The sequence below is a fragment of the Nocardia neocaledoniensis genome, from assembly GCF_029868625.1.
GTDB classification, from domain to species: Bacteria; Actinomycetota; Actinomycetes; order Mycobacteriales; family Mycobacteriaceae; genus Nocardia; species Nocardia neocaledoniensis_A.
Map to the genome: position 1 here is coordinate 1 of NZ_JARWOJ010000132.1, position 13167 is coordinate 13167.

9 protein-coding genes are annotated in these 13167 nt (G+C 72.4%); 4 read left to right on the top strand and 5 right to left on the bottom strand.

Annotated elements, in window-relative coordinates:
* Positions 1-99: 99 nt before the first annotated feature.
* Positions 100-1677 (bottom strand): carboxylesterase/lipase family protein, encoded by a 1578-nt coding sequence (locus tag QH270_RS09320; RefSeq protein ID WP_280340174.1) that lies wholly within the window; start codon positions 1675-1677, stop codon positions 100-102.
* Between the two features lie 346 nt (positions 1678-2023).
* Here QH270_RS09320 and QH270_RS09325 point away from each other — a divergent pair, with 346 nt between their 5' ends.
* Entirely contained in the window at positions 2024-2245 is a 222-nt protein-coding gene (locus tag QH270_RS09325) for an FmdB family zinc ribbon protein (RefSeq protein WP_280340175.1), read from the top strand.
* A gap of 15 nt (positions 2246-2260) precedes the next feature.
* Here QH270_RS09325 and QH270_RS09330 read toward each other — a convergent pair whose 3' ends face one another.
* Genes QH270_RS09330 through QH270_RS09345 form a run of 4 tightly spaced genes read right to left on the bottom strand, consistent with a single transcriptional unit; the run spans position 2261 to position 6024 of the window.
* A complete protein-coding gene (locus tag QH270_RS09330) occupies positions 2261-2536 on the bottom strand; it encodes a SelT/SelW/SelH family protein (protein ID WP_280340176.1) in 276 nt (91 codons plus the stop codon).
* Between the two features lie 12 nt (positions 2537-2548).
* On the bottom strand, positions 2549-2947 hold the full coding sequence (locus QH270_RS09335; protein ID WP_280340178.1) for a YchJ family protein: 399 nt from the start codon (positions 2945-2947) through the stop codon (positions 2549-2551).
* A gap of 34 nt (positions 2948-2981) precedes the next feature.
* Entirely contained in the window at positions 2982-3407 is a 426-nt protein-coding gene (locus QH270_RS09340) for a hypothetical protein (protein ID WP_280340179.1), read from the bottom strand.
* A gap of 19 nt (positions 3408-3426) precedes the next feature.
* Entirely contained in the window at positions 3427-6024 is a 2598-nt protein-coding gene (locus QH270_RS09345) for an AAA family ATPase (RefSeq protein ID WP_280340181.1), read from the bottom strand.
* Positions 6025-6449: 425 nt separating this feature from the next.
* Between QH270_RS09345 and QH270_RS09350 the strand changes: the two genes are divergently transcribed.
* From QH270_RS09350 to QH270_RS09360, 3 genes are all read left to right on the top strand, one after another.
* Positions 6450-9338, top strand: coding sequence for an SWIM zinc finger family protein (locus tag QH270_RS09350; RefSeq protein ID WP_280340182.1), 2889 nt, complete (start codon positions 6450-6452; stop codon positions 9336-9338).
* Positions 9335-10435 (top strand): ATP-binding protein, encoded by a 1101-nt coding sequence (locus tag QH270_RS09355; protein ID WP_280340184.1) that lies wholly within the window; start codon positions 9335-9337, stop codon positions 10433-10435. Before QH270_RS09350 ends, QH270_RS09355 begins: the two co-directional genes overlap by 4 nt.
* Positions 10436-10695: 260 nt before the next feature.
* Positions 10696-13053, top strand: coding sequence for a DUF5682 family protein (locus QH270_RS09360; protein ID WP_280340185.1), 2358 nt, complete (start codon positions 10696-10698; stop codon positions 13051-13053).
* The last annotated feature ends 114 nt before the right edge of the window (positions 13054-13167 follow it).

Consider the following 13167-nt stretch of genomic DNA (forward strand, 5'->3'; position numbering starts at 1 on the left):
CCCCCCCCCCCGGCCCCCCCCCCACCCCCCGCCGGGGGGCGCGCGCCCGGGCGGGGCCCCCCCCCCCCCTCCGGGGGGGCCCCCCCCGCGGCGTTTCGGCTAGCCGAAGCCGACGGCCTGGTTGCCCCAGGCGGTGTGCAGGTCGGCGTCGGGGTTGTCGACGACGTGGTCGATGGTGTCGATGAGCAGGGTGGTGCGGGCCGATGGCTTGTAGTGCGGCCAGTGCTTGGAACCGTCGAGGGCGGCGGGGACGCCGTGTTCGGCGAAGGCCAGCCAGCGGCGCTGCATGCGGCCCGAGACCGCGATCGAGGCCTTGCGTCCGCCGAGCCAGAAGGTGGGGTCGTGATTGAGGGTGCCGAAATTGCCGAAGACATAGGGCAATTCGGTGGCGTGGCCCGCGCCTACCCTGGCCGCCTTCAACATCGGCGTCGCGTAGTCGAAGCGATACATCCAGGTCGGTGAGTGCTGGGCGTGGCCCTCGGCCACCCAGGCGGCGGGCATCCGGAACGCCGCGTCGGTGGACATCGCCAGCGCGCCACGGGTTTTCGTCAGGTCCGGGTAGGCGGAGGTGATCTCGGCGATCCGCTCGGGCGACATCTCCGGATGCGAGGCGGCGACATCGCGCAGCATGGCGTTCACCGCGTCGGGCGTCACCGGCATGATCGGCGAGCGCAGCACGCGGAACAGGGACGCCTCGTCGCGATTGGTGCCGATCAGCAGTGGCACCCGCTGGGAACGGCCCTGCTGGAAACGGTCGATCGGATAGCCGGGCAGCAGGTCACCGTCGACCACGGGGGCCGCGGCGAGCCTGCCCGGCTCCTTGATCGGCACCTCGTCCAGCAGCACGGCGCCGACCTCGACGAGTTGTTCGATCGGCAGTTCGAGCAACCGCTGTGCCTCCCCCGGCCCGAGCTCGAGCAGCTCGAGGTAACGCTGGGCCACGACGGCGGCCCGCTCCTGCCCGAAAACCGTGGTGGCGGGCGGGCTCTGGGCGATCGCCTTGTGGAACAGCCCGGTCGCGGCGGGCGAGGTGAGCAGCGCGGTGACGCAGCCCGCGCCCGAGGATTCGCCGAAGACGGTGACATTGCCGGGGTCCCCGCCGAAGGCGGCGATGTTGTCGCGCACCCAGGCCAGCGCGGCCAGCTGGTCGTGCAGGCCGAGGTTGGCGGCGAACCGGTCGCCGAAGGAGGACAGGTCGAGGAAGCCGAGCACGCCGAGCCGGTAGTTCACCGAGACGACCACCACGTCGCCCGCCTCGGCCAGCTTGCGGCCGTCGTAGATGCTCTGGGCGGCCGTGCCGAGACAGTAGGCGCCGCCGTGCAGCCACACCATCACCGGTCGCGGTTCGTCGTCGGCGGGTTCGGGGCGCGGGGACCAGACGTTGACCCACAGGCAGTCCTCGCCCATCGCCAGATCGGAGTCGACGGGGACCATCGCGCCCATGGCTTGCGGGGCGATATCGCCGAAGACGGCGCAGTCGCGCACGCCCTCCCACGGTCGCGGGGGCTTCGGCAGGGAGAAACGCGCTGGTCCGGCGGGTGCGGCGGCGTAGGGGACGCTGCGCCAGACGGCGACCGGCCCGTCCCAGATTCCGCTGACCATTCCGTATTCCGTGCGCGCCAGCGGCTCGGCCTCGTGCGTCCGCAGGTCGGGGTCGAGATCGGACTGAATGCTCATCGCACACCTCCTAGCCGGCGCGACCCACGGGTGCCTGTGTATTTGCTCCCGCAGGCCGCAGCACCTGGTGACTCACTACGAGAGTACGTCGACCCGCCACGGGCGGCCCTCCAACGCACCATTCCCGCAGGTAACGGTTACTCCAAGGACACAGATGACAGCCGCGCTCCGGCACCGGCCGGGACGGTCACACCGCGCTTTCGGCGACGAGAACCGCCATCGGGACCGGCCGCGCGCGCTCGCCCACCCCGCCGCCCGCTCGCTTCGATCCGGCCACCGGATCGGTAGCTGAGAATACGCTGACATTGTCGTCGTCGGCGCGGCACGCACTGCATACACTGTGCCGATGCCGAACTACAGCTTCCGGTGTCGCTCCTGCGGCGACACGTTCGACGTGAACCGCCCGATGGCCCAGGCCGCGGATCCGGCCGCCTGCCCCGCGGGCCACGACGACACCGTCAAACTGCTGACGACCTTCGCGACCACCGGCCGCGGCGTGGCTCCCGCCCCGGTCGCGGCACCCCGCCCCACGGGCGGCGGCTGCTGCGGTGGCGGCGGCTGCTGCTGAACCCCTTCGGGGCGCTCAGTCCCTGCGGTCGCTGTGGCCCAGGTCGCGGTCGGGGTCGATGCGGTCGCGGACGCGCTGTTTGAGCAGCGCGATGTCGGGGAAACCGCCGTCCGCCTTGCGTTCCCACAGCTGTTCGTCGTCGAGGGTGATGCGGAAGACGCCGCCCTGGCCGGGCACGAGGGCAACTTCGTCCAGGTCGGTGGCGAAGGTGGTGAGCAGTTCCTGCGCCATCCAGCCAGCGCGCAGAAGCCAGCGGCACTGGGTGCAGTACTCGATCGCGATCCGGGGCACGAGGTCAGTGTGTCAGGCCTGGAAGGTGCCGTCGAGATACACCCACGCGCCGTCGACCCGCACGAACGTGCTCAGCTCGTGCATCGCGTCGCGGACGCCGTCGAGCTTGTAGTGCGCGATGAACTCGACGGTGCCGTTGTCGTCGAACGGGCCGCCGCGCTGGGTGCCGACGATCTCCAGGAACAGCCATCGCTGCGCCGGATCGAGCTCCAATTCGGCGGGGCGGGTGTTCGGGTGCCAGGAGCGCATCAGGTAGTCCACGTCACCGACGACGTAGGCGGTGTAGCGCGAACGCATCAGGGTCTCGGCGGTCGGCGCCGGCTTGGCGCCCGCCAGGATCGGGCCGCAGCAGGCGTCGAACGGTTCGCCGCGCCGGCACGGACATGGTTTCGCGTCACCCATGCCGGTCATCCTGCCCGGTCGGCCGGTGCGAGCGGGCAGGTGGTCAGGCGAAGGGTTGGTGGGCCAGCGGGACCAGCTCCAGCGCCCGCGCCAGCTCGGCGGTCTGATCCCGCCAGCGCCGCAGATCGGTCACACTCGGCGCCATCTCGTAGTCGAGGTGGTGCGCGGCCCGCGACAACGCCGCCCACACCGCGCCCACCTGCCCCGCGGTCTCCGGCCCCGCGTACACGCGCAGGGCCAGCAGCTGGGCGCGCATCGGGCAGCGCATGAGCTCCGGCGCGATCTGCGCCCACAGTTCGTCGACAGCCTGTTCCAAGGCAAGGCGCAGGATCCAGGCGACCGCCCGCGACCACACCCCGCCCGCGTCCGACACGGCACCGGACAGCAGATGCTCGGCCGCCTCGAGCCGCTCGGCGACCGAGGGGCGCGGTGTGTACGACGTCCGGCGTGGGCGGTTTCGGCGGTTCACCGGAGCACCCGCGTGCCGCTCACGACCGCACCGCAGCGGGCTCGTGCGCCCGCAGCCAGGCGATGAATCGTTCGGTGTCGCTGATCAATTCGCGCATCGGACGGTCGATCGGGACGTGCGCGCCCGCGGTGGCGTCGCGCAGCACACCGACCAGCCAGCGGCCGCCGACCGCGGTGAGGTGCTTGTTGAGGTCGTCGACGCGGGCGCCGGTGCCCATGATCGCGAGGGTGAGCATGGCGCGCGTGGTGTGGGCCTTGCGCACGCGTCGTTCCACTTCGGCGTGGTCGAGGCCGGTGGCGAGCAGTTCGTGGCGGGCCTTGGCGAGCCCGGCGGCCTCGATCGCGGAGCGGCAGCAGGTGGCGACGAGTTCGTCGGCGATGGCGGGCGGCAGCTGCGGCGTGCGCAGCAGGGAGCGCGCGTCGTCGAGGTAGCGGCGGACCGGATCGCCGGTCACCCGCACCTCGACGACGGAGCGTTCGCGGCGCTGGACCTCGAGCACCGTGGCGTCGAGCTGCATCCGCCGCACCGCCTCGGCCAGGCGCTCGTCGTGGGTGAACACCACCACCTGCCGGGTGTGCGCCACCTCGGCCAGCACCCTGGCCAGCCCGTCCACCTTCGCCGGATCCATCGCCTGCACCGGGTCGTCGATCATGACGAAGCGGAAGGGACTGTGCGCCATGGTTGCTCGCGGCAGGAACAGGGACAGTCCGAGTGCGTGCAGCTCGCCCTGGCTCATCACCCCCAGTGCGGCGCCGTCGACCTCGTCGACCGTGACGTCGAGCAGCACCCGCCGGGCCGTGCCCGCGCTGCCCTGCAACCGGATCGCCCCGAGTTCGACATTGCTCTGCTGGCGCAGGGTGCTCCACACCCAGCGGGCGGTGCTCTCCAACGGGCGCATCCGCTCGCCACGGATCGTCGCGGTGGCGGACTTGAGCCAGTCGGCGGCCTTCTTCACGACGCGCAGTTCGCCCGCGTCGGCGGAGACGGTGCGGGCCGGGCGGAGCCAGTCGAGAATGCGCGGTACCAGCGGCGACCACACCGAGTCGAGCCGTTCGAGTTCGGCGTCGGTCTCGCGGTGCAGGGCGGCGAGCTCCGTCGCGAGTTCGGCGTGGGTGGCGCGGATCCGCTTCGGCATCGCCTCGTCGAAGTCGGCCTCGCGCAGTGCCGCCCACGCCGCCCAGCGGCGCCGCACGACCGCCAGCCGAGCGCCGAGTTCGGACGCCCCGCCGGCGCCGGTCACGAGACCGCCCGCGGCGGCGCCGTCGTCAGCGGGCACGTGAGCTGCGCCGACTTCTGCGGAATCGCGGACGACACTCGCGTTCCGGGCTCCGACCGCAGGCGACGTGGTCGGCGAAACATCACCGGAAGTGTCCGGGCGCCATGACATCTCGGCCTGTGGCGCCGACAGTTCGACCGGCACCCGGGACACCAGGGCGCGCGCGGCCGCCAGCGCGGCGTCGAACTCGGTGCGTGCCGCACGTAAGGCGGCGAGGTGGGCACCGCGCTGGGCGATCTCGGTATCCGCGGCGGTGAGCCAGGCCTCGTCGAGGTCGCCGCGGCCGCACACCGGGCAGGGACACCCGCCGCCGACGGTCACGTGTTCCCGGGCACGCGTGAGCAATTCGAGGACGCGCAGGTCGGCCTCGGCGTCGGTGGTGGCGTGTCGCGACAGTTCCGTCGCCGCGTCGGCGAGCCGATCCGCCGCCGCCTCGACCTCGGCGGCGCTGGGGAGGGTGAGGCGCAGGAGGGCGCGGAGTCCATCGGGACCGTCGACATCGAGTACCGAACCGGCGACGGCCGCCGCCACGGCGTCGAGATCGGGTTCGGGCGCTCGCAGCAGCTCCGCGACACGACGGGCGCGGTCGTCGTCGACCTCGACCAGTTCGGCCAGCAGGTCGACGCGAGACTGGCGCGAATCCTTCACGGCCCGTTCGAGTTCCAGCTTGCGCAGCCGGATGCGTTCGGCGGCGGCGGCGAGTTCGTCGAGACCGAGCAGGCGATGCAGGGCGTCGAACAGGTCGCTCGGCTTGCCGTCGACGAGGGCGCCGAGTTCGCTGTAGGACAGGAACGGGCGGTACAGATCCAGGCGCTGACGGCTGCTGCGGGGATCCACCGGGGTCGACGGCGCGGCACCGCGACGCTCGGTCCACTGCGCGTCGGCGAGGTCGCCGCCGGGCGCCCAGTGCGCGGCGACCGTGAGTTCGGTCTCGGCGCCGGCGGTGAGCAGGTCGACCTCGATCCGGGCGAGGTCGGGCTCGTGCAGGTTGCGCCACCCCTCCCGCCACGCGGTGGACCGGCCGTCCCAGCGCCGGTTGCCTCCGGTCAGCGCGAATTCGGCGGCCTCGGCGAAACTCGACTTGCCGCTGCCGTTGCGGCCGACTACCAGCGTGAGTCCGGGTCCCGGGTCGAGCCGCAGCGTCGCCGTCGGTCCGATGCCGCGGAAGCCGTGCACCGAGATGGCGCGCAGGAAGACGCCGGTGTCACCGGTGTCCGGTTCGGCCCTGTCGTCGTCGGCCTCGGCGAGCGCGGCCATCACGCAGGCGGCGACCGGCGCTTCCACGGCCGGGTCGGCCGCGAGCTCGCGCGCGACCACCTCGGCGATCCGATCCGAGCACACCCTGCGACATCCCCCTTCGCGCCCCGTGCGCACCGCGACGGCCGACGTACGGGCCGACCAGATCCTCGCGGGAAACGCTACCCGATCGCGGTGCGTTCGCCCAGGGGATGCGCAGTGCCCCAGCGAATCTGCCCGCGGGAGTGGAATGGCCATCGTTGAGCCACGGCGGGCCCATCGATGTCCACCCCTCGTCCACCCCGGCGGGCAGCTCGATGAGGTGTTCACACCCGCGATACGCTCCGGTGAGCGGCGCGAGCGGTCCGGGCGAGCCGAACAGGTCAGAATGCCAGACTTTGCCGCAGGCAGCAAGAGGGAAAAGGTGAATCCACCACAGCACCAGCGTTTTCCAGGTGGTTCACCGACGTGAGCGGCAGTTGTCGGTGCGCTCCGGTAGATATTGCGGCGACACAGAACGGGGGAAGGCGATGACCGACCGACAGGCGCCGTGGACCGAGGAACAGGTCCGCGCACTCGCGCCGGACGCGAGCTCACTGGCTGCCGCGCGCAAGCTGGCCGGTCGCTGGCGGGAGACCGGCGCGGACGGGAGCGCCGTGTGGGGGCTGTGCCAGGGCAGTGGCGCCAAGCCGTATCAGACCGTCGTCGATCTGGCCGGGCCCGCGTACAAATGCTCGTGTCCCAGCCGGAAATTCCCCTGCAAGCACGCACTGTCGCTGCTGCTCGCCTGGTCGGGCGGCGCGGTGCCGGACCGGGAGGCACCGGCCGATTTCGCGGCCGAATGGCTGGCGGGCCGCGCGGCCAAGGCCGCCGCGCCGGCGAAGGCCAAGCCGTCTACGACGCCGTCGCAGGCGACCGTCGAGCAACGCCGCGCGCGGGTGTCCGCGGGGCTGACCGAACTGGAGGTGTGGCTCACCGACCAGATCCGCACCGGCCTGGCCCAGACCGATAGGTCGTTCGCCGCCTATGAGGCGATCGCGGCCCGCATGGTCGACGCGCAAGCGCCCGGGGTCGCCGCCACCCTGCGCAGGCTGCCCGCCGCGATGATGTCGACCGAGCACTGGCCGGAGCTGCTGCTCCGCGAATACGCCCGGCTGCACCTGCTGGTGCTGGCCCATCGCGGCATCGACGCGCTGCCGGAGCCGTTGCGGGCCGGCGTGCGCACCCATGTCGGCTATCCGACCCACGCCGAGACCGTGCTGGCCGAGCCCGCGGTGCGTGATCGCTGGCAGGTCCTCGGCATGCGGGTCAGCGAGGAGGAGCGGCTGCACACCCGGCGCACCTGGCTGCGCGGCCGCGGCGGCGGGCGCTGGGCGGTGCTGGTCGAGCATTCCTTCGGCTCCCCCAATTTCACCGGCGAGGTGCCTGCGCCCGGCCACGAGGTGGACGCAGACCTGCACTTCTATCCCGGTGCGGCACCGCTGCGCGTGCAGTGGGGCGCCCGCCACGGTGTCCCGGAGCCCTTCACCACCGTGCCCGCGATCGGCGGGAACACGATCGGTGACGCGCTCGACGCCTACGCCGCCGCGCTGGGCGCCGATCCCTGGTTGCGGGCCTGGCCCGCCGTGCTGGCCGAGGTCGTCCCGGTGCTCGACGAGCACGGCTGGCAGCTGGTCGACGCCGAGGGCACGGCTCTGCCGCTGCCCCCGGGGGTGCGGCCGTGGCGGTTGATCGCGGTGTCGGGTGGTCATCCGGTGACGGTCACCGGCGAGTGGCGCGCCGACGGTTTCGATCCGATCTCGGTGCTCAGCGCGGGCATGGTGAACGATCTGGAGACCGAGTTCCCGAGCGGGTCCGGTCCGTCTCCCGAACTGGCCGAACTGGTTTCGGTCGCGCTGCTCGGTACGGCGCGGCGCAACGCCGACGGTGTCGAGGTCGCGGCGGCGGTCGCGAGCGCGGTACCGCGCCACTCGGGCGAACCGGCCGTCCGGCTGCTCGATACCGCCGCGCTCCAGGATCTGTACCTGCGTGGCGGCAGGCTACCGGGCACCGCGCCCAAACCCGAAGCCGCCGCGGATGATCCGCGTCCGCTGCTCCCGCGCAAGGCCGCGGAACGGCTGCGCCGCATGCTCGCGGACAAATCGGCCTTCCTGCCCGAGTGGTTCGCCGCCGCGGCGCCCTTCGACTTCCGGCTGCCGGATGTGCTGTGCGTACAGGCGCTCACCGCTGCCTCCGACACGCAGTTGCGCGGTCCGCTGTTACGGCTGGCGGGTCGCCGTGGGCGTTGGCTCGCCGCGCGCAATCCCGCGTGGTCGACGTTGCTCGATTCGTTCCCGGTCGACCGAGCCGACTCGGTCACCGACGACGAGACTTCGGTCGTCACCCAGGATGTCTGGCTGTTCGGCGCGCCCGGCGAACGCAAGGACTGGCTGGCCCAGCTGCGACGCACCGATCCGGCCGCCGCGCTGGAGGTCTTGAGTGTCGCGTGGGCGAAGGAGTCCGGCCCGATCAAGGCCGAGCTGCTCGCGCTGCTCGACGACGGACTGAACACCGCCGACGAGCCCCTGCTCGAACGGGCACTCGACGATCGCCGCGGCGATGTCCGGCGCACGGCGGCGAACCTGCTGGCCCGGCTGCCCGGCTCCGCGTACGGGCAGCGGATGGCCGCCCTGGTGGCCGCGTGGGTGCGGGTGGACGCGGACGGCGGCGTCGAGGTCAGCGTGCCGACCGAGGTCGACGCGCAGGCCCGGCGCGACGGCATCACCGACGGTACCGACCAGGCCAGATTGCGCTGGGACACACCCGATTCGACGGTGACGACCCTGCATCAGGCCGTGTCGGCGGCGCCGCTGACGGCGTGGGCTCCGTTGGTCGGCGCCGCCGGCTCGGCGACCGCCGAGGCGGCCATGCGGCTCACCTTGCCGCCGCGCTATGCCAAGGCGATCGTCGACGGCTGGGTCGACGCGGCCATCGCCCAGCGCGAGACCACCTGGGCGCGCGCGCTCTTCGCGAACGCCACCCCGACCGAGCAGGCCGTGCTGCGCCGCCGCGAACTGTTCGGTTTGCTCACCGCCGCCGACCGGATCGAGCACGTCCTCGATCTCGACGCCCACCAGCTCACCGAACTGCACGCGATCCTGCCCGGCCTCGACCATCCGTGGCCCGCCCCGGTCGCCGACCATGTACTGCGGCTGCTGGCCGAACGTGCTCGCACCACGGGCCGTCAACCCCACGCCGGCGCCGGGGTCTACACCGACCGCGCACTGCTCACCGCGGCGGGCGTGCACCTGCCCGTCGACCTGGCCGCGCGCGTCACCGCGCTCGCCGACACCACCGAGGACCCCGCCTGGCAACAGGCCTTCCACCGACTCGCCCACGATCTCACCGACCGCGCGACCATGCTCGAGGAGCTGCGATGACCACCACCGAACCGGCAACCACCCTGCTGCGTCCGCATGCCGAACAGGCCTTCGCCGACGAGCTGGCCGCGCTGGCCCGCGTCGACGATCGGCCGCGGCCTCCGTCCTGGCGGCTGTCGCCGTGGGCGGTGGTCACCTATGTGCTGGGCGGCACGCTCGATGACGGCACGGTGATCACGCCCAAGTACGTGGGCCCGCGGCGGCTGATGGAGGTGGCGGTCGCGACCCTGGCCACCGATCGGGCGCTGCTGCTGCTCGGCGTGCCCGGTACCGCCAAAACCTGGGTGTCGGAACATCTTTCGGCGGCCATCAGCGGCGAGTCGACGCTACTGGTGCAGGGCACCTCCGGGACCGCCGAGGAGGCGATCCGGTACGGGTGGAACTACGCCCGGCTGCTCGCCGAGGGCCCGAGCGACGCGGCCCTGGTGGCCTCGCCGGTGATGACCGCGATGCGCACGGGCGCGATCGCGCGGATCGAGGAACTCACCCGCATCCCCTCCGATGTGCAGGACGCCCTGATCACAATCCTGTCGGAGAAGACGCTGCCCGTGCCCGAGCTGGGCGCGGAGGTGCAGGCGGCCAAGGGCTTCAATGTGATCGCCACGGCCAACGATCGCGACCGTGGCGTCAACGATCTGTCCTCGGCGCTGCGCCGCCGCTTCAACACCGTGGTGCTGCCGCTGCCCGCCGACGAGGACTCCGAGGTGGCCATCGTGAGCAGGCGGGTCGAACAGCTCGGCGCCGCACTGGAACTGCCGACCGTCCCCGCGGCCGCCGAGGAGGTGCGCCGGGTGGTGCGCGTGTTCCGCGAGCTGCGCTCGGGCATCACCGCCGACGGTCGGACCAAGCTCAAGACGCCGTCGGGCACGCTGTCCACCGCCGAGGCGATCTCGGTGATCACCAACGGGCTGGCCCTGTCGGCCCACTTCGGCGACGGCGTGCTGCGCGCCTCCGATATCGCGGGCGCGGTGCTCGGTTCCGTCATCAAGGACCCGGTCGCCGATTCGGTCATCTGGACCGAGTACCTGGAGGCCGTCGTCCGCGAACGCCCGGACTGGGCTGATTTCTACCGCGCCTGCCGCGAAATCGGCGACTGAACCCGCGACGGACGAGGGAAACGAATCACCCAGCGCACAGGGGGCTTTCGATGAGTGAACACAGCGGCCACGGAACACGGACCGGAAGATACACAGGTACGGCCGTCGCGCATGCCGTCCGCTCCGCCGCGTCTTCCGTCAGCGCGACCGGAATCGGAAACGGCGCGGTGCTGTCCTCCCCCGGCCCCGCGAACGTCGAGGCGGCACCGACAGCGGGCGCAGCGAGTTCGCCACGGCGACAGAGCACCGATGAGGGTGCCGTGACCAGGGTCTTCGGGATCCGGCACCACGGTCCCGGGTCGGCGCGGTCCCTGCGGCAGGCGCTGGCGGAATTCGCGCCGGATGCCATCCTCATCGAGGGACCCGCCGACGCCGACCCGCTGGTCGGATACGTGGCGGCGGACTCCATGCACCCGCCGGTGGCGTTGCTGGCCTATGTGCCGGATTCCCCTGCCCGCGCCGCCTTCTGGCCGTTCGCCGTGTTCTCCCCGGAGTGGCAGGCCATGCGCTACGGCGTGGAGCACGCGGTGCCGGTGCGGTTCTGCGACCTGCCGGCCACCCACGTTCTCGCCGCCGACGAGGACACCCGCGGTGATCGCACCGACCCGCTCGGCACCCTCGCCGCGGCCGCGGGCTACGACGACGCGGAACGCTGGTGGGACTCGGTCGTCGAATCCGTCCCCGACAGCGCGGCTTTCGACGCCATCACCGAGGCCATGGCCGCCCTGCGCGAGGACGCCCCCGACCACGCGCCCCGCAGCGCCACCCCCGACCAGGACGCGAACGCGCCAGCCGCCGGCTCGTCGGCCACCACGCTCGAGACCGATGACCCGCGGGCGGGTGCGTCGACGGAGCCGTTGTCGCCGGGATCGGATTCGCCCCCTGGACAAGGTGATTCACCGCGGGACAGGTGGGCACCGTTGGTGGTCGACGAGCAGACGTTGCGGCGTGAGGCCTACATGCGGCAGGTGCTGCGGCAGACGCTCAAGGACGGGGCCAAGCGGGTCGCGGTGGTGTGTGGGGCATGGCACGCGCCCGCGCTGACCGGTCCGCTCGGACCCGCGGCGCCGGATGCCCGGCTGCTCAAAGGGATGCCGAAGATCAAGGCGGCGCTGACCTGGGTGCCGTGGACGCATTCGCGGCTGGCCGCCAGTTCCGGTTACGGGGCCGGAGTCACCTCGCCGGGCTGGTACCACCACCTGTTCACCGAGACCGAGCGACCGGTGGCGCGCTGGCTGACCAAGGTGGCGGGAGTGCTGCGGGCCCACGATCTGCCCGTGTCGAGCGCGCACATCATCGAATCCGTGCGGCTGGCCGACACTCTCGCGGCGCTGCGGAACCGGCCGCTGCCCGGGCTGTCCGAGGTCACCGAGGCCGTGCGGTCGGTGATGTGCGGCGGCGACGAGACGATGCTGCGGCTGGTGGTCGACGAACTGGTGGTCGGCGAGACCCTCGGCAGCGTGCCCGAGGACACTCCCACCGTTCCGCTCGCTGCCGACCTGCGGGCCAGGATCAAGACCCTGCGACTCAAGCAGGAGGCCCTCGTCCGCACCGTCGACCTGGACCTGCGCAAGGACCGCGACGTCGAACGGTCGCACCTGCTGCACCGGTTGCGCCTGCTCGGCATCGACTGGGGTACACCGACGGTGGGCGAGGTCCGCAATACCGGCACCTTCCGCGAGACGTGGGCGCTGCGCTGGGAACCGGAATTCGCGGTGCGCATCGTCGAGGCCGCGGTCTGGGGAACCACGCTGCGCACCGCCGCCGAGGCCAAGATCCTGGACACGGCGAGCCGGGACGGCGTCTCCGTCACCGCGCTCGCCGACGCGCTCGAGACGGCGTTGCTCGCCGATCTCGGCGGGGCCACCGATGGCCTGATCACGCGGCTCGAAGCGGCCGCCGCACTGGACCACGACGTCACCCACCTGCTCGGCGCACTCCCCGGGCTGACCCGCACCCTGCGCTACGGCGACGTCCGCGGCACCGACACCAAGGCGCTCGGCCACGTCGCCGACGGCCTGCTGGTGCGGATCTGTGCCGGCCTGCCCGGCGCCGTCACCGGCCTCGACACCGACGCGGCCGAGGCGCTGCGCACCCAGATCGACGCCGCGCACACCGCCATCAGCACCCGCGACGACGAGCACGCCAGCACCGAATGGCTCGCAACCCTGCAGCGCATCGCCGATCGCGACGACGTGCACGGCGCGATCGCCGGCCGCGCGGTGCGGCTGCTCTGCGATGCCGAGCGCATCGACGACGCCGACTCGGCCCGCCGGCTGGCCGCCGCGCTGTCCATCGGCAACACTCCCGCCGGCAAGGCCGCCTGGATCGACGGCTTCCTCGGCGGCCGCGGCCTGCTACTCGTGCACGATCGGGAGTTGTTGCGCCGCATCGACGAATGGCTGCGCGAACTCACCGAAGACCAGTTCGTCGCCACCCTCCCGCTGCTGCGCCGCACCTTCGGCTCCTTCGAATCCGGTGAACGCCGCGCCATCGGGCAGGCACTGCGCGATACGGGTCCGACCAGGTCGACGACGGCCGCCGCCGTCGCTGTCGATCCGGCCCGTGGGCAGGTGGCGCTGCGGGCGGCCGCCGCGATCCTTGGAGCGACGGGATGAACCCGGCCGCACCGACACCACGTGGTACCGGCACCGGGCCGTCGGAGTGCCGCCGGAGTCCGGGCCACGTCGCGCTATCGGAGGGTTGGTCGCCGGAGCGCGGGACCCACCCCG